Below are 16,998 nucleotides of genomic sequence, written 5' to 3'. Positions count from 1 at the left end.
CTCCATTAATGCTCCACCCCCAGCCCCCCTCCCACAAGGGGGGCTTTCTCTATGCCTGCCCCTGCCCTGCGGGGACCGGCCAATGCCCCTTCACGGTGGCCCCAACACACGGGGCGCAGCCTGAAAAAGCTGCGCCTGAAGGGGTTTCTGCGGTATTCGGACGGGTGTTATTCGATGGTGATTTTCTTGGGGTTCAGGTTGGTCTCGGGGAAGTCTGGATTCATGTCCTTCAGCGTCTCCAGAAGGATCTCGCTGATCAGCAGGTTGCGGAACCACTTGTGATCGGCGGGAATGACATACCACGGAGCGGCGACCGTGCTTGTGGTCAAGGCGTCCTGAAAGGCCCGGGTGTAGGCCTCCCAGTGTCCCCGCTCGGCCAGATCGGCCTCACTGAATTTCCAGAGCTTCTCGGGGTCGTCCAAGCGGGCCTGCAGCCGCTCCTTCTGCTCATCCTTGCTGACATGCAGGTAGAATTTCAGAACCCGTGTTCCAGAGTCCGTCAGCAGTTCCTCGAAGCGCTGGATGTGTTCCAGGCGGCGCTGCGCTGTCGGCCGGTCAATCAGATCATGGACGCGGGTGACCAGAACGTCCTCGTAATGGCTGCGGTTGAAGACGGCGATCATGCCTTTGCGGGGGGTCTTGGCGTGAACGCGCCACAGAAAGTCGTGCGCCTGTTCATCCTCGGTGGGTACCTTGAAGTTGGCGACCTGAATGCCGTTGGGGTTGAAGGCATCGAACACGTGCTTGACCGTGCCGTCCTTGCCGCCAGCGTCGCGGGCCTGCAAGACGACCAGAAGCGCCTGCCCGCTCTCGGCGTACAGGCGCTCCTGCCACAGGGCCAGCTCGTCCTGCAGGGCCTTGGCCCGCTTCTTGCCCTCACGCTTCTTGAGGCCCGCGTTGTCGTCGGTGTTCCAGTCGCTGAGTTTGACCTTCTGACCGACCTTCACGCGGTACGTTTCCGTTTTCATGGCCGCGAGGCTACCACCTTCTGCGGGCAGGTCACTTCAGATGCTGGACCTGATCGGCAATTTCTTCCCATTCCACCGCACTCTGCCGGCCCGCATCAAAGGCAGTGTTCAGGCGCTCATGCAGGGTGCGCAGTCCCGGATGGTCCTTGCTCAGCTCGCGGCCAGTATGGGCCCTGATCAGGAAGATCAGCCCGGCCAGTCCGCTGTCCCGGGTCAGGCTGAGTTCCAGGGGACGGCCCAGCAGGGCGGGCACGTTGAAGGGTGCGTACATGGGCCAGAATTTGTTCAGGCCGTCGGCGTGGATGCCGGCGCGGGTGCGGTGGGCGTCCTTGCCGTACAGCGGGTACTTGGCTGGCACCCCCTGGCCGAGCCGGTCATACAGGTCGTTGAGGTCATTCAGGACCGTGAAGTCCGGCGCTCCGGCCTCAATCAGCCCCAGCCCGAGCAGGTGCAGCAGCACGCCCTCCAGCGGGGCATTGCCGGTACGTTCTCCCTTGCCCAGCAGCGTGCCGTTGATGGCCGCGCAGCCGGCCCCCACCGCCGCGAGGCAGTTGGCAACCACCAGGTGGATGTCGTTGTGGGGATGGAATTCCAGCAGCTCACTGGCAATTCCTGCTTCGCGCAGCGTCCGCACCATGCCCGGCACGCTGCGCGGCCAAGCTACCCCCTCCAGGGGCAGGCCCACGCCCATGGTGTCGCACACACGGAACCGGGGTGCCTGCGCGGCCGGATAGGCGGCGGCGATCGCCTGTACCTCGGCCACGAACGGCAGGATGAAGTCACGGGGAGCGCGGGTCGCGTCTTCCAGATGCAGGCGGGGGCGCAGGCCGGTGTCGAGCACCGCGCGCACGGCGTCCAGGTAGGTGCGGGCAGCCTGGGCACGCCCCCCCGGCGTGAACTTGTAGAAGGTGTGGTAATCGCTGGCGCTGGCGAGCATGCCCGTTTCGCGCACCCCCAGCCCGGCCACCAGTTCGGCGTCCTTGCGGGTGGCCCGGATCCAGGTGGTCGGCTCGACCGGATGCCCACTCCGCCAACGCTCCAGCGCTCCTTCCAGCATGGCGCGGTCGGCGGACCGGTACACGAAGAACTCGGCCTGACGCAGCGCACCGGACGCCCCCGTGAACCGGGCCATCAGGTCGTAGATGGCCAGTCCGTCGGCCTCGGTCAGGGGCAGCCCGCCCTGCTGTCCGTCGCGGTGGGTGGTCTCGGTGGTCCAGGCCTGTGCCGGCAAGGTGGTGGGCCGGCGGCCGGGTTCCCAGACCACCTGCGGGAACTGGTCCTTAGGGAAGGCCTCGGGAAAGAGGTCGGCCCCGGCCACATCGGTGACGGTAGGAGTCATGGCCGCAAGGTAGTCCCTGGTCTGTATGTCGTCAATCTTGATCCGGTCATCAATATATTGGGCGGGCCGGGTTCATCCGGCGGGCCGACGCCGCGTGGTTTGCCCTGTGGCATGAGGAGGGACCGGACCCGTTGCTCTATACGGTGGCCCATGCCCGTTCGGTAGGCTCTACTTCCTGGGCTGCTGCAGGCGCGTCCCCGCCAGCCACGTGAGCAGGGCCCCCAGCACGGTCACCGCGAATGCCAGCGTGAAGGCCGTCTGCAGCGGCTGCACGCGGGCGATCAATGCGCCGCCCACCCCGGCGGCCACCGCCACCATCAACACCTCAATGTTCGCGAGCTGGCCGGACAGCTGACCGGTCTGGCCGGGCCGGGCGCTGGACAGGGCGAGCAGGCTGTTGCTGGTGTAGCCCACGCCCATTCCCAGGCAGCTCAGCACCCAGCCCACCCCGACGACCCACAGGGGCAGCGGACCCAGCACCCCCAGGGCGGTGAGCAGCACACCGATCACCACACCCACCATGCCGCCGCGCGCCCGCAGCAGTCGGGACGCCTCGCCGTAGCGCCGTTCCAGCTGGTCTTGCACCCAGGATCCCAGCGTCCAGGTCACCCCACCGAGACTCAGGACCGCGCCGGCCCCCGTAAGGCTCAGGCCGCGCAGTTCGTGCAGGGCCAGCGGCAGGAAGGTGGTGGTGCCCATGACGGCAAAGGCGGCCCAGCCCCGCAGCGCCAGGGCGGCGGGCAGGCCCCGGGTCAGGCGCCACAGCCCTGCCGGAAACAGGGCGCGGGCGGTCCAGGCCACCCCCGCCAGCCCGGCCAGCACCAGCGGCCAGGCGAGGAGGTCGGGGCGGCGCAGGCCCTCGATCACGGCGCCGGCGGCCAGAGACAGGCCCAGGGCCGGCCATAGGATGCGGCGGCTGTCGCGTTCCTGAGCGGTGGCGGGACGGTTCAGCCGCTGGCGCAGCGGCAGGATGCACAGCGGCGCACTCAGAACCAGCACCGGAATCAGGCCCCAGAACACCGCGCGCCACGACCACTGGGCTGCGATGACGCTGGCGATCAGCGGGCCGACCAGGGCGGGCAGCAGCCACGCGCTGGACACGGCGGCCAGCATCCGCGCCCGGGCCACTTCCGGATAGCGGGTGCTGATGACCGCCCAGGGCAGTGCCCCCAGCCCGCCGGCCCCCAGTCCCTGGATCAGTCGCCCCAGCACGAATCCCGTCATCGACGGCGCCAGCCCGGCTACCAGCAGCCCCGCTGCAAACACGCTCAGCGCCAGCACGGTCGAGACCGCCAGCCCCCGGCGGTCCCCCAGCACCCCGCTGAGGACCGCGCCGAACAGGCTGGACAGCAAAAAGGCGCTGGAGGCCCAGCCGTACAGCGCCAGCCCGTTCAGGTCGGCGGCCACCCGGGGCAGCACCGTGCTGACCGCCATGGACTCGAAGGCCACGATCAGCACGACCAGCACCAGTCCCAGGCCCAGCGTGCGGGGAACAGGGACCAGCACCGGTGCGGAGGGAACAGGCGCGAGGCTCACGGCGGCATGCTCGCACATCGTGGGGCGGCACGCCGGAAGAAAAGCCGGGGGCGGGTGAGGGACAGACGTGCCCCCAGCGCACCGGTCTGGACGGGGTGACTGTCCCACTGCCTCCGCTGAGGACCTTGCCCGCGACTCACCCTCCATCCAGGACTGGCAAAGGAAAAAGCGACCCGCAGGCCGCCTTTGATTTCTTAAAGATAGCGTGGAATGCAGGGCGAGTCAAGATATGCATCTGGAAGGTCGTGGATTTTTCGGCATGACGGAGTTATGCAGCCGCGCGGACACGGAAGCCTCAACAGTTCAGAACCTGCGGCGGCCCCTGGGGTGGCCTCCCAGCCGCCGCTGCGCCTGACCCAGCAGGAAGTCGAACGCCCGGTCCCGCTTGCGGGCCTTGACATATTTGCCGCGCCGGGCATTCTGGTTGCGGCGCAGCATGGTGATGAGTTCCAGGGCCAGGGGAGCATAGACGAGCAGCTTGCCGAGGCGGCCTGAAGTGGACGCGGAGGGGGAGGGGCGAGCAGTGCGGGAGCGGGCAGTTTTCATGCTGTTATTACGCCATATGACCCCTCAGGGTTGCTGAGCCGCGTGAACAGATATGGGGACCCAGGGAGGACAGGCTTCGACATCAGGCTCCCAGCTCACCCTTGCCCCACGCCGCGCCGCGCTAGCCTGCGGGATGTGACTGCGCCCACCACCAACCCTCCCTCCCCCTGGCTGGTGGTGGTGGCCTTGCCGGTGCCTGCGCAGGAATTCAGCGCGGTACACGGATGGCAGGGCGAAGTGCCGGTGGGCTGCCGGGTGCTTGTGCCGTGGCGGGGAGAGCTGGTCGTGGGGTTGCTGGTGGGCGAGGCGACAGCGCGTGGAGCTTCCCGCCTGCGCGAGGCCGTGCATGTGCTGGACGACCCGGCGGCGCCCTGGGTCGCCCCCGCTACCGTGGAGGGCGTGTGTGCCTGGGCGCGGGACGCCCGCATTCCGGCCGGGCTGATCTGGGGGGACCTGCTGGGTGTGGGCTGGACGGCGGACCATACCCACCGCGTCCGCGCGGTCGAGGGAGCAGACCTGACTGCCTTTGCGCGCAGGGTGCCTACCACCGTGTGGACCGAGGCGGACGCGTTTCATCCGGCGCTGCTGGACGCGGTGCGTGAACAGGGGTTGCTGGAGGAGGAGTTTACGGTCCGGCCGCGCACGCGAGCAGCGGTGCGGGCACGCGATCTGGCCGATGTTCCCGCCGCTGCGCGCACGCGAACGATGCTGCGCGCTGTGACCCCGCCGCCCAACCCACTGACCGCCCGACAGGCCCACGCCCACGCATGGCTGGACGAACACGGCCCGCAGGACACCCTGAGCGCGTGGTCGCGGGGGGCGGGCGTGAGCGGGAGCGTGGTGACCACAGTCCTGAACGCGGGCGGGGCGGCATACTTGCCCGAAGCCGCCCCCCCGCCTCCCGCCTGGACCTGGCTCGCGGAGGGTGGCCCGCAGGACACCCTGAATGCCTGGGCCAGCCGGGCAAGTGCCGCGGGCTGCCCGCTGACCCCCACCGCTGCGGGAACGCTGCTGGCGCGCGGCTGGGCCGAAACCGTGCAGATTCCGGCCCCGCTGCCCGCCGTGCCCCTGGCCGTACCAGTGCCCGCCGGCCCCGGCGACCTTCCGGACCGTCTGCCGGAGTCCCCGGTGTGGCGCCTGCATGGGGGACGGGCCGCCTCGCGCTTTCGTACGCTGGCGCCGCGGCTGTCGCGTCTGCTGGGGCAGGGCCGGGGGGTGCTGGTCCTCGCGCCCGACCACACCACGCTGCGCCGGGCCTGGGAGGGTCTCTCGGGGCTGGCCGCCCACGTGGGCACGCGCGCGGTGCAGGTCAGCGGCCAGCTGTCCGAGGTGCAGCGCGAACACACCTGGGAGCTGATTCGCAGCGGCGCGGCGCGGCTGGTGATCGGCAGCGCCCACGCGCTGGCCGCCCCGCTGGCCGACCTCGCCCTGGTGGTGGTGCTGGAGGAGGGCAGCGACGCCCACAAGCTGCTCTCGGGGTCACGCGCCTTCGTGCCGGACGTGGCCGCGCGGGTGGCCGCCGCCCACGGCGCGGCGCTGGCCTACGTGGGCACCACGCCCGCCGCCGAGAGCGTGCCGCACCCCGGCGCGGTGCTGCCGCCCCCCCGCGCCCGCGTTCACGTCGTGGACTACGCCCATCCGCCGCAGCAGCCCGAACTCGGGCCCCTGAGCGGCGCGCACCTGGGCACCGGGGACCTGGGCTATCCCCTGAGCCACGACCTGGCGCGGCTGCTGCGGCAGGTTCAGGAACGCGGGCGGCAGGCGGCGCTGCTCGCTCCCCGGCGCGGGTACTCGGCCCTGATGCGCTGCCCGGGCTGCGAACACACCCCACAGTGCCGCAACTGCGACGTGCACCTGCGCTTTCACCAGGAAACCCGTCGCCTCACCTGCCACCAGTGCGGCTACCACGAGGCCCTGCCCGAGCGCTGCGACCACTGCGGCGAGCGAATGTGGAAGGCGCGCGGCCCCGGCACCGAGTGGATTGCGCAGGAGGTCACCCGGCTGCTGCCCGGCATGCCGGTCTACCGCCTGGACCGCGACCGCCAGGACGACCTGTCCCCGCTGTACGCCGGGGAGGCGGGCGTGGTCGTGGGGACCCAGCTGCTGCTCTCACAGGAGGCGCCGCCCAACCTCGCGCTGCTCGGCATCACGCTGGCCGACACCTGGCTCAATGTGTCGGACTTCCGGGCCTCCGAGCGCTACCATCGCCTGCTGCGCCAGCTGGCCGAATGGCACCCCGAACGCGCTCCGATGCTGGTGGTCCAGACCTTCCAGGCCGACCACCCCGCGCTGACCGTGCTGGTGGGTGGGCGCGATACGCTGGCCTATCCGCTGGCCGAGGAACGTGCCCGCAAGGCTCTGGGCTACCCACCGCACGCCCGGCTGGCCCAGGTCGAGGTCACGGCGCGCGAGGCGGGCCGCGCCCAGGCCGCCGCCCAGGACCTCGCCGACGCCCTGCACGGCGCGGGAGCCACTGCCCAGGAGGTGCTGGGGCCCGCGCCCAGCCCGGTGGCCCGCGTGCGCGGCGTCTACCCGTACCACCTGTTTCTGCGCGCCCGCAACGACGCCCGGCTCGCCGAGCTGCTTCAGGTGCTCGACAGCCGGACGTGGAAGGCCCGGGTGCGGGTGGATGTCAATCCCCGGGGGGGGCTGTGAGGGCCGGGAACATGCCGCATGCGCCGGACGTCATTTCTGGCAGGTCAGGTCAAATTCCATGTTGTAGACCCGGGCCAGGGACAACTTGGCCTTCTGCAGTTCCCTGATTGCGTCGGCATCCGGCCGGATCAGCAGCCGGGTCCAGCGGGTGGCCGCTCCCCGGTCGTCTGTCTGGGTGCGCAGGGTGATGGCGGTGCCGGGCAGCAGGGCGTCTATCCAGCGGTCCTGGAAGTTGGGCAGCGGAGTGGCGGCCGTGGCGGTCGCGGCGTAGACCTCCGAGGGCGAGAAGGTCATGAAGTTCTGCAGCGTCTGGGAGGAGGCGTTCGTCAGCTTGAGCTGCACGCCGAAGCGGGTGTCCTCGGGGCCGGCCCGCAGCAGCTGCACGCTGTACACCCCGTTGAACAGCGTATCGCCCACGCATCCCCGGATGGCGTCCACTTTGGGCGACACGCCCCCGGCGGTGAGGGCCCCGATGCGTTGCAGGTCGCTGGCCCTGAACTGGTAGTACGTTTCGCCATTCCGCTGGGTGGCGGTTGCCTGCAGGGCCACGCCGTTGATGAACACGGTCCGGGTGGACTGGGCCGCGGCCGGAACGGCCCACAGGGCCAGGAACGCGCTGGTCAGGAGGACGGGGAAGCTTTTCACGGATTCCGGTACGGCCCTGGGGTGTCCGGAGTTCCATTCGCTGGGCCGGCGACCCCTCCACCGGGCAGCGCTTCACGGTCCTGGACCTGCCCGACCCCCTATTCTGCCCCCATGACTTCCCCGTCCGCCGCCGATTCGCGCATTCCCATTCTGGTCATCGGGGGCTTTCTGGGCGCGGGCAAGACCACGCTGGTCAACCACCTGATCCGCAGCCTGCCCCACCGTCTGGGCGTGATCGTCAACGAGTTCGGGGCGACGGGCGTGGACGGAAGCCTGATCGAGCGCCTGCAGGACGACGTGACCGAGCTGACCGCCGGCTGCCTGTGCTGTACTGGCCGGGACGACCTGCTGCGGGCGCTGGTGGACATCTCGCTGCGCGAGCACCGGCCCGACGCAGTGATCGTGGAACTCTCGGGCGTGGCCGACCCGACGCCGGTGCTGACCACCCTGCTGGAGCGCAGCGTGCGCGCCGCCTTCCGGGTCACCACCCTGCTCGCGGTGGTGGACGCGCGGCATGTGCTGCGGACCCTGCGCGAACATCCCGAAGCCGCCCGGCAACTCGCCTACGCAAACACGGTGGTCCTGAACAAGACCGATCTGGCGTCCCCCGACCGGCTGGACGAGGCCGAGGGCGTGCTGCGCGGCGTCAACCCGCTGGCCCGCGTGGTGCGGGTGGAGCGCGGTCAGGTGGATGCCGGCGCTCTGCTTGCCCGCGACGACTTTGACCCCCGCACGGTGGACGATCAGGACCCCGCCGGGCACACCCACACGCCGGGCCTGAACAGCTTTACTTTGCGGGCAGACCGGCCCCTGGACCCCTACCTGTGGCAGCGCTTCATGACCGACTTCATTCTGGCACGGCCCGCCGAGGTGCTGCGGGCCAAGGGATTCCTGGACCTGTACGGCTATCCGCAGCGCATTCTGTTCCAGGCGGTCCGGGATCTGTTCACCGCCGACGCCTGGGACGTGGGCGACGGTCACAGCGAACTCGTCTTTATTGGCCGCGGGCTGGACCGGGCAGAGTACGGGGTGGCTTTTGCGGCGTGCATGATTCCTGCCCAGACACCGGCATGAACCCGACACCTGCATGAATCTGCCTTAAGCCAGGGTCGGCACGCCGCCGGGGACCGCGCCCGTATCGTCGGGGCATGAGCCTTTTCGCTGCTCCACAGGCCGACCGCGCCAAGCCCAGCTCTGTGGTCGAGGACGCCCTGGTCAACCACGACGCCGTCGAGGACCTCGCCGAGACCCTGCAGCAGCTGCTGCAGGACCTGGAGCAGAACCTGCCAGACGGTGTGGTGGCCGTTCTGCACGGCACGCCGCTGGGCCACCCCCTGCACCCGATCCTCGTTCACCTGCCGCTGGGCGGCTGGATGATCGCCGGGATGCTGGATTTCTATCCCGGCCCCAAATCCGAGGCCACCGAGCGGGCCGCCGATCTGGCGCTGACGCTGGGCACTGTGGGCGCGGTGGCGACCATTGCCACCGGCTGGACCGACTGGGCCGGAACGCGCGGTGAGGCCCGCCGCACCGGTCTGATTCACGGGGCCCTCAACGAAACGGCCTTCTTGTTGAACGTGGGTTCGGTCCTGGCGCGGCGCCGGCAGCGGCGCGGGCTGGGCAAGCTGCTGTCGGGCGCGGCCCTGGGGCTGGCCCTTGCCGGGGGCTTCCTGGGGGGGCAGCTGGTGTACCGTCATGGTCTGGGCGTGGGACAGACCCTGGATCACCCGCAGGGATAACAGCGAACGGCGGGGAAGGGGGCGTATCACGCTCTCCTTCCCCGCCGCTTTCTGCAGTCTGGTTATTCGACGGTGACGGACTTGGCCAGATTGCGCGGCTTGTCCACGTCCTTGCCCAGCGCCGTGGCCGTGAAGTAGGCCAGCAGCTGCATTGCGATGGCGTTGACCACCGGGCTGACCATCTCGTGGGCGCGCGGCACATAGATCACGTCGTCGGCGTGGCGGGCGTTCTCGGTATCGCCGTCGCTGAGGATGGCAATCACCTTGCCCGCACGCGCCCGGACCTCCTGCACGTTGCTGATGGTCTTTTCCAGCAGGCGGCTCTCGGTGGCGATGACCACCACCGGCAGGTTGGCGTCAATCAGCGCGATCGGGCCGTGCTTCATCTCGCCCGCCGCGTAGGCCTCGGCGTGGATGTAGCTGATTTCCTTGAGCTTCAGCGCACCCTCGTAGGCGGTGGGAGAATTGACGCCGCGCCCCAGGAACAGGTAATCGCGCGCCTGGTGGTACTTCTCGGCCACGACCTTGATCGCCTCCACACGTTCGGGAGCCAGGGCCTGCTCCACCAGCCGGGGCAGTTCGCGCGCGGCGTGCAGCAGCTCGGCGCCCTGTTCCTCGCTGAGCGTTCCGCGGGCCCGGCCCAGCCACAGCGCGAGCAGCAGGAAGGCGCTGACCATCGAGGTATAGGCCTTGGTGCTCGCCACCCCGATCTCGGGTCCGGCGTGGATGTACAGCGTGTCGTCGAGCTCGCGGGTCATGGAGCTGCCCTTGGCATTGATCACGCCCAGGGTCTGCGCGCCGTGGCGCTTGGCCTCGCGCAGCGCCTCCAGGGTGTCGATGGTCTCGCCCGACTGGCTCACCACGATGGCGAGCGTGTTCTCGGACACCAGCGGGTCGCGGTAGCGGTACTCGCTCGCCACGTCCACCTCCACCGGAATCCGCGCGAGCTGCTCGATCAGGTATTCGCCGACCAGTCCGGCATAGAAGGCCGTACCGCAGGCGATGATGGAGATGCGCTTGAACGAGGAGGGGTCCAGGTTGATGTCCAGGTTCACCTCGCCGGTCGCGTCCTGCAGGCGGCCGATCAGGGTGTTGGTCAGGGCGGTGGGTTGCTCGTAGATCTCCTTGAGCATGTAGGTGTCAAACCCACCCTTCTCGGCTGCCTCGGCGTCCCAGTCGATGTGCTCGATCTCGCGCTGCTGCTCGTTGCCGGCCAGGTCGGTCACCCGGAAGCCGTCGTCGTGCAGCACCACCATGTCGCCGTCGTGCAGGAAGACCATGTTGCGGGTGTAGGCGAGCAGGGCGGGCACGTCGGAGGCCAGGAACATCTCGCCCTCGCCCACCCCCATCACCAGCGGGCTGACCGTGCGGGCCGCCACGATCTCGCGGTGGTCCACGTGCGTCACCACGATGCCGTAGGCGCCGCGCACCTGCGCCAGGGCCGCGCGCACCGCTTCTTCCAGGTTGCCGCTGTAGGCCTCCTCGATCAGGTGCGCGAGTACCTCGCTGTCGGTTTCGCTCTTGAACTCATGGCCGCGCGTCATCAGGTCCTCTTTCAGCGAGAGGTAGTTCTCGATGATGCCGTTGTGGATGATGACGATCTTGCCGTCCTCGGTGGCGTGCGGGTGCGCGTTGGTGTCGTTGGGCAGTCCGTGCGTGGCCCAGCGCGTGTGTCCAATGCCGATCGTGCCGCTCAGCGGCTGGCCGTCGAGTTCGGTGCTGAGGTTGGCCAGCTTGCCGGCCTTCTTCTTGACGGCGATGCACGCGCCGTCGCCCACCGCCACACCGGCGCTGTCATACCCCCGGTATTCCAGTTTGGAGAGGCCCGAGAGCAGCACGTCCTGGGCCTGCCGGCCACCGATATATCCCACGATTCCGCACATAATGATCTCCTGCCCGCTCCCGGTTCCTCAAAAACCGGTGTCTTCCTTTGGAAGACAGAAAAGAGCGGGGGTGCCTGGTTTGGTTTTTGTCTGGAGCGTGCCCGGCCTTATGTTCACGTTGCCGTGAGGGTTATCGCCGGACTTCCCGCACCTCATCCTCCTGAAGAGGAACCTGGCGCGGCGGGTAGGTGCCGTTCCAACACCTGGAGGCATCCGCAGAAAACTCGCTGACCTCCACCTCGTCTCCCAACGGGTTCCACGGGCCGCCCTGAAGCGGTGGTGGAGCCGTGGGCCTTGCGCTGCCCTGTTTGCTGTAAGTGAACCCGGCACCAGGGGTTCGCTCTGTACAGTAGCACCCGTGTGCCGGGCGCGTGGTCAAGCTGTGCAAGCAACCGTGGCGCAGGGGGGGCTGTGGGGCCTGGCCCCTTGCTAGGATGGGCTCTGGCTTCCGGCGGCGAACTGGCCGGGGCAGACGGTAGCGCGGCGTGCCCCCGCAGGGGCATCCGGCCCTCCCTTTCCTCTCCCTTCCCGCTCAAGATCAAGGACTGACTGACATGCCCACCTACCTCTACAAGAATCTGGAAACTGGCGAGATCTACGAACTGCAGCAGAGCATGCGCGACGACGCCTACACCGCCCACCCCGACTCCGGCGTGCCCGTCAAGCGCATCGTGGCCCGGCCCGGCATCGCGTTCAAAGGCAGCGGCTTTTACGTCACCGATTCGCGCCCCCAGGCCAGGGGAGAGGGCGCTGCAAGCGGCTCCAGCAGTGGGGGCAGCGCAAAGGGGACGGGCGGCGAGTGAACGCGGCGCGCGCCCTGGGCGTGGCCCTGCTGCTTGCCGGGTCGTTGACGGGCGCGTACCTCACGGGCCGCGTCACGGCCCAGCGCGCGCTGGTCACCCCCGATGAGATCAACACCGTGGAGGTCACCCAGGCGGCCCTGCAAGCGGTGGTCCGCATCGACAACCGCCTGAGGCGCGAGGTGCTGCAGGTCGGGGATGAGCAGGTCGAGACCGGCACCGGCTTCTTTTACAAGAAGAACCTGATCGTGACCAACTACCACGTGGTCAAGGATCAGGAATCGCTGAGCGTCACGCTGTACAACGGGCGCAAGGTGCCCGCCAAGATCGAGGGCATTGACCCCGGCATCGACATTGCCATCCTGCGGGTAACCGGCGTCTCGGCGCCCAAGATCCTGAGCTTCGGTCAGAGTGCGCGCCTGATTCCGGGGCAGAAACTCATCACCATCGGCACGCCGCTCAAGATCCAGAACTTCGTGAGCACCGGCGTGTTCAGCGTGCTCGCCAGCGCCCAGGACATTCCCCGCAACGATGGTCTGGGGCCGGAAATCGGGCAGTATCTGGTGACCACGGCGAGCATTCAGCAGGGCAACAGCGGCGGTCCGGTGCTCGATTCGCGCGGCGCGGTGGTCGGCGTGGCCGACGCGAACGCCGCGCCCAACAGCTTTGTGCCCGGCGTGATCGGCATTGCCATTCCCGGCGACCTGGTCAAACAGAGTCTGGACGATCTGGAAAAGATCGGGGTTCCGCAGCGCGGCACGCTGGGAGCCAGCCTGGTGGATCTCGACACGCTGCCGCCGGCCCTGCGGCAGCTCGCGGGCCTGTCGAGCAGCGAGGGCGCCCTGGTCATGGACGTGCCCGCCGGCAGCGCCGCCGCCCGCGCGGGTCTGCGCGGCAGCCTGAGAAACAGCAGCGACCAGTTGCTTGCCCCGCTGGGCGACATCATCGTGGCCGTGGACGGCGTGCGGGTGCAGAATTCCTTTGACGTGACCCGCCTGGTCGCCGCCAAACGTCCGGGTCAGACCGTGACCCTGCGCGTGTGGCGCAACAAGAAAGGCGTAGACGTGAAGGTCACCCTGCTGAAACGGACCCTGCAGCAGACGGAGTAGCGCCGGGACCACAACAGGGGACAGGCGCACGCCTGTCCCCTTCTTCCATTTCTTCCTTTGCGGTAATGTGATATCATATTGATTGCAAGGAGACCTTATGAGCGAACTGGAGAAGGGTCCGGTGATGGTCGGTGCAGAGGGGGGAATTTCTACCCGCAGCGGTGTGGCGAGTGTGGAGCGCCCGGCTTTCGGGCTGCCCGGCGTGCCGATCTTCCTGCTGTGGCTGGCGCTGGTGGCGCTGGGTGTGGGGCTGCTGGTGGCCGGGCAATTCCTGCTGAGCGTGGTGCTCGGCCTGCTGCTGCTGTTCGCCATGATCGGGTTTTTCATCGTGCAGCCCAACCAGGCCAAGGTGCTGACCCTCTTCGGGCGCTACGTGGGCACCGAGCGGCGCAACGGCATGTACTGGACCAATCCTCTGACGGTTCGCAAGAATGTGTCGCTGCGGATCCGCAACTTCAATTCCGAGCGGCTGAAGGTCAATGACCTGTCGGGCAATCCCATCGAGATCGCCGCCGTGATCGTGTGGCGGGTGGTGGATTCAGCGCGGGCCACCTTCGATGTCGAGGACTACGCCGAGTTTGTCGCCATCCAGTCCGAGACGGCGCTGCGGCATCTCGCCTCGCAGTACCCCTACGACAATTACGAGGAGAGCGGCAAGAGCCTGCGCGGCAACGCCGACGAGGTGGCCGAGGCGCTGGGCCGTGAACTGGCGACCCGCCTGCGCCACGCCGGGGTGGAGGTGCTGGAAGCCCGGCTGTCGCACCTGGCCTACGCGCCGGAGATTGCCGGAGCCATGCTGCAGCGTCAGCAGGCCAGCGCCATCATCGCGGCGCGCGCGCAGATCGTCCACGGCGCGGTGGGCATGGTGCAGATGGCCCTGCGCGAGCTGGACGACCAGAACATCGTGCAGCTCGATGAGGAGCGCAAGGCCCAGATGGTCAGCAACCTGCTCGTCGTCCTGACCAGCGAGCGGGGAACGCAGCCCATCGTGAATGCCGGAAGCCTGTACGTTGACCGCCTGGGGCGGCGTTGAGCATGGCCCGCCCGTGACCCCCCCTGGAGGCCCGCATGGCCCGTAAAAATTACCCCCTGCGGATCAGCCCCGAACTGTACGCGGTCCTGGAGCGCTGGGCGGCCGACGATCTGCGCAGCGTCAATGCCCAGATCGAGTACCTGCTGACCCGGGCAGCCCGGGAGGCGGGGCGGCTCGGAAGCCCGGACAATCCGCCGGCCAGGACGCAGGGCAGGGCCCAGACCCCGGACCCCGAGTGAACCCCGCGTGCCGTCCCGTTGCAGGGTTCACTCGGGGGCTGTCGGGCGGCGGTCTGTCAAGCCCCACCCCGCCCGTTTGTCTGTCTTAAGGAGCGCTATGCTCTGGCCTGTTTATGTATCTGGTTGTCGAAGGCCCCATCGGGGTGGGAAAAACAAGTCTGGCCTCACGGCTCTCGGCGCGCTACGGCGCGGAGCTGAATCTGGAAGTGGTGGAGGAAAATCCCTTCCTGGCCCGCTTTTATGAACACCCCGAAACCTACGCCTTTCAGGTGCAGGTGTTCTTTCTGCTCTCGCGCTTCAAGCAGCTCTCGGAGCTGGCGCAGCCGGGGCTGTTCAGCGGCAACGTGGTCAGCGATTACCTGTTCGACAAGGATTTCATCTTCGCGGCCATGAACCTCAAGGACGCCGAATTTTCGCTGTACGAGGACCTGTATGCGCACCTCTCGCCCCGCCTGCCCACCCCCGATCTGGTGGTGTATCTGCGTGCCGATCCCGACGAACTGCTGCGCCGCATTGCGCGCCGGGGCCGACCCTTCGAGCGGGACATGCAGGCCGAGTACCTGAGCGAGCTGACGGCCCGGTACGACGAATACTTTCGCACCTACCCCCACCCGCTGCTGACCGTGCAGGCCGGCTCGCTGGACTTCGTGGGCAACCCCGAGGACGAACAGACCCTGCTGGGCCGGGTTCACGAGGCCCTGACGGCGGGGCGGGCAGCGGACTGATGGGGTCGACCCGGCAGCGGAGCGGCTGATGTACCTCGCCATTTCCGGCAACATCGGCAGCGGCAAGAGCACGCTCACGCGCATGCTCTCGGACCGCTACGGGTTGCGGCCGGTGTACGAGCCGTACGCCGAGAACCCGTACCTGGAAGATTTCTACCGCGACATGCGGCGCTACTCGTTTCACTCGCAGATCTACTTTCTGTCGCGCCGACTGGAACAGCACCTGAATCTGGTCACCGGAGCGCGTTACGTGATTCAGGACCGCACCGTGTTTGAGGACGCCAACATCTTCGCGCGCAACCTGTTTGAAAGCGGGCAGATGGAGGCGCGCGACTGGGCCACCTACCAGGGACTGTACGAGGGCATCCTGCCGGCCCTGCGGGTGCCGGACCTGCTGATTCACATCGATGCCAGCCTGCCCACCCTGCGCCGGCGCATCGCCGCACGGGGCCGCCCGTATGAGCAGGACATCCCCGACGCCTATCTGGCCGGCCTCAACCGCCTGTACGACAGCTGGGTCGCGGGCTTCGACGCCTGCCCGGTGATGCGCGTGCCCGGGGACACGCTGGACTTTGTGGCCGATCCCCGGGCCTTCGAGTGGGTCTGTGCCCGTGTGGGCGCGCAGGGCTTCGGCCTGCCGCTGCTGCGCTGAACGCATGAACGTTCTGAATATTCCTGTTTCAAGCAGGCTGCAGGCCCTCTGGCGCAGCTGGCTCGCGCCTTCCCGTCAACCCTTTTTTCTGACGCCGGAGGAGGCGTGCCGACTTGCCCTGCCGACCGTTGCACGCTCCGAGGTTCCGCTGACTCCTGAGGAACGCGATACCAACGCGCTGTGGAACATTTCGGCGCAGGCGAGCCGGGTGGCGTGGCTGGGTCCGGATGACTGGGCGGCCCTGGACCCCGGTGTACGGCGCGAAGTGCTGCGGCTACAGGTTCAGCATGGGCGGGGCAACATTCCCCGCCGCCGCGATTACGCGGACCTGCTGCCCGGGTTGCCGGAAGTGCGTTTTCTGTGGACACCGGATCTGCTGACCGACGCCGGGCTCGGGCGGGTCATCAGCAGGGGCGGCCCCGGCTGTCACAAACCCCAGGTGCCGCAGGGCGTCTGGAAGGCCGCCTCTGCGTCTTTGCCCCGCGTGCAGGAACTCGCGGGCAGTTTCGCCGGACACAGCGGCGCGAACTGCTTTGGCGCCGTGATGGGCGCGGCGGGCATTGCGGGCGCCGAAAGCGAGTGGATGCAGCGCGGGCCGTTCGAGGCCTTCGTGCGGGCGCGTACCCGCCCCGGCGGAGCGGACGATCGGCCGGGAACGGTCCTGATCTGGCGCAGCGCGGACGGCCTGCTACAGCACGCGGCGCTCACGCTGGGCGGGGGCTGGGCCTTTCACAAGGCGTCGCAGGTCTGGACCTCGCCGCGCCTGATCCTGCCGGTGGCTGACCTCAAACGGGTTGCCCGCGAGCGCGGCCGCCGCCTGACGCGCCGCACCCTGATCCCGGCACGCTGACTACTTCTTGCCGTACTTGGTCAGGCGCCACAGCGTGATGCCGTTGGCGACCATCAGCAGGGCGCACAGGATGGCCATGGGCCAGGTCCCCGTCTGAGCAAAGCGGATGGTCAGGATGCCCCAGCCACAGACCAGCGCCGTGACCAGCCAGATGCGCCAGGCGGGAGCGTTCATGCGTTCAACCTCATGCCCCCATGGTACCGGTCGCCGGGGCGGGCAAATGACTCCACGCCACGCAGTGCGGGAGGGAAACCGCATCCGGCTCCCTCCCGCACCCCG

At 68.5% G+C, this 16,998-nt stretch carries 17 protein-coding genes; 10 read left to right on the top strand and 7 right to left on the bottom strand.

The annotated features are described in order from the left end of the window. Positions 1-167: 167 nt before the first annotated feature. The 4 genes from IEY21_RS05255 to IEY21_RS05240 form a co-directional block, all read right to left on the bottom strand. The gene (locus IEY21_RS05255) at positions 168-968 is read right to left on the bottom strand and encodes a polyphosphate kinase 2 family protein (protein ID WP_188902073.1); all 801 of its coding nucleotides are present in this window, start codon (positions 966-968) and stop codon (positions 168-170) included. A 31-nt stretch (positions 969-999) separates the two neighbouring features. Next, the gene (locus IEY21_RS05250; protein WP_188902071.1) at positions 1,000-2,307 is read right to left on the bottom strand and encodes a hydroxymethylglutaryl-CoA lyase-like TIM-barrel protein; all 1,308 of its coding nucleotides are present in this window, start codon (positions 2,305-2,307) and stop codon (positions 1,000-1,002) included. A 168-nt stretch (positions 2,308-2,475) separates the two neighbouring features. After that, the gene (locus tag IEY21_RS05245; protein WP_229752902.1) at positions 2,476-3,843 is read right to left on the bottom strand and encodes an MFS transporter; all 1,368 of its coding nucleotides are present in this window, start codon (positions 3,841-3,843) and stop codon (positions 2,476-2,478) included. Between the two features lie 303 nt (positions 3,844-4,146). Next, a complete protein-coding gene (locus IEY21_RS05240; RefSeq protein WP_188902067.1) occupies positions 4,147-4,389 on the bottom strand; it encodes a hypothetical protein in 243 nt (80 codons plus the stop codon). Between the two features lie 135 nt (positions 4,390-4,524). Between IEY21_RS05240 and priA the strand changes: the two genes are divergently transcribed. Next, positions 4,525-7,044 carry a replication restart helicase PriA gene (priA, locus tag IEY21_RS05235; protein WP_229752901.1) on the top strand — a complete coding sequence of 840 codons (2,520 nt, stop codon included), beginning with the start codon at positions 4,525-4,527 and terminating at the stop codon, positions 7,042-7,044. 30 nt (positions 7,045-7,074) lie between these two features. Here priA and IEY21_RS05230 read toward each other — a convergent pair whose 3' ends face one another. After that, positions 7,075-7,689, bottom strand: coding sequence for a hypothetical protein (locus tag IEY21_RS05230; protein WP_188902065.1), 615 nt, complete (start codon positions 7,687-7,689; stop codon positions 7,075-7,077). Between the two features lie 111 nt (positions 7,690-7,800). Here IEY21_RS05230 and IEY21_RS05225 point away from each other — a divergent pair, with 111 nt between their 5' ends. Together IEY21_RS05225 and IEY21_RS05220 are read left to right on the top strand one after the other, a co-directional pair. Further along, complete coding sequence (locus IEY21_RS05225) at positions 7,801-8,763, top strand: CobW family GTP-binding protein (RefSeq protein ID WP_188902063.1); 963 nt, start codon at positions 7,801-7,803, stop codon at positions 8,761-8,763. Positions 8,764-8,837: 74 nt separating this feature from the next. Then, positions 8,838-9,428 (top strand): DUF2231 domain-containing protein, encoded by a 591-nt coding sequence (locus IEY21_RS05220; RefSeq protein WP_188902061.1) that lies wholly within the window; start codon positions 8,838-8,840, stop codon positions 9,426-9,428. A 62-nt stretch (positions 9,429-9,490) separates the two neighbouring features. Here IEY21_RS05220 and glmS read toward each other — a convergent pair whose 3' ends face one another. After that, positions 9,491-11,311: a glutamine--fructose-6-phosphate transaminase (isomerizing) gene (gene glmS / locus IEY21_RS05215; RefSeq protein ID WP_188902059.1), complete on the bottom strand. Its 1,821-nt coding sequence runs from the start codon at positions 11,309-11,311 to the stop codon at positions 9,491-9,493. A 554-nt stretch (positions 11,312-11,865) separates the two neighbouring features. Here glmS and IEY21_RS05210 point away from each other — a divergent pair. The 7 genes from IEY21_RS05210 (at position 11,866) to IEY21_RS05180 (ending at position 16,719) form a co-directional block, all read left to right on the top strand. Further along, the gene (locus tag IEY21_RS05210) at positions 11,866-12,114 is read left to right on the top strand and encodes an FmdB family zinc ribbon protein (protein ID WP_188902057.1); all 249 of its coding nucleotides are present in this window, start codon (positions 11,866-11,868) and stop codon (positions 12,112-12,114) included. Then, entirely contained in the window at positions 12,111-13,220 is a 1,110-nt protein-coding gene (locus IEY21_RS05205) for a S1C family serine protease (RefSeq protein ID WP_188902055.1), read from the top strand. The genes IEY21_RS05210 and IEY21_RS05205 overlap by 4 nt, the downstream gene beginning before the upstream one ends. A 97-nt stretch (positions 13,221-13,317) precedes the next feature. Beyond that, on the top strand, positions 13,318-14,253 hold the full coding sequence (locus IEY21_RS05200; RefSeq protein WP_188902053.1) for an SPFH domain-containing protein: 936 nt from the start codon (positions 13,318-13,320) through the stop codon (positions 14,251-14,253). 35 nt (positions 14,254-14,288) lie between these two features. After that, positions 14,289-14,492 carry a type II toxin-antitoxin system antitoxin gene (locus tag IEY21_RS05195; protein ID WP_188902051.1) on the top strand — a complete coding sequence of 68 codons (204 nt, stop codon included), beginning with the start codon at positions 14,289-14,291 and terminating at the stop codon, positions 14,490-14,492. A 113-nt stretch (positions 14,493-14,605) separates the two neighbouring features. Beyond that, the gene (locus IEY21_RS05190; RefSeq protein WP_188902049.1) at positions 14,606-15,217 is read left to right on the top strand and encodes a deoxynucleoside kinase; all 612 of its coding nucleotides are present in this window, start codon (positions 14,606-14,608) and stop codon (positions 15,215-15,217) included. Positions 15,218-15,245: 28 nt separating this feature from the next. Beyond that, on the top strand, positions 15,246-15,869 hold the full coding sequence (locus IEY21_RS05185; RefSeq protein WP_188902047.1) for a deoxynucleoside kinase: 624 nt from the start codon (positions 15,246-15,248) through the stop codon (positions 15,867-15,869). Positions 15,870-15,873: 4 nt separating this feature from the next. Further along, the gene (locus tag IEY21_RS05180) at positions 15,874-16,719 is read left to right on the top strand and encodes a hypothetical protein (RefSeq protein ID WP_188902045.1); all 846 of its coding nucleotides are present in this window, start codon (positions 15,874-15,876) and stop codon (positions 16,717-16,719) included. On the opposite strand, the gene IEY21_RS05175 is transcribed toward IEY21_RS05180, so the two are convergent. After that, positions 16,720-16,893 (bottom strand): hypothetical protein, encoded by a 174-nt coding sequence (locus IEY21_RS05175; RefSeq protein ID WP_188902043.1) that lies wholly within the window; start codon positions 16,891-16,893, stop codon positions 16,720-16,722. Positions 16,894-16,998: the final 105 nt, after the last annotated feature.

Source organism: Deinococcus aerophilus, from assembly GCF_014647075.1.
Lineage (GTDB): Bacteria > Deinococcota > Deinococci > Deinococcales > Deinococcaceae > Deinococcus > Deinococcus aerophilus.
This window is presented reverse-complemented; position numbering and strand designations above follow the sequence as displayed.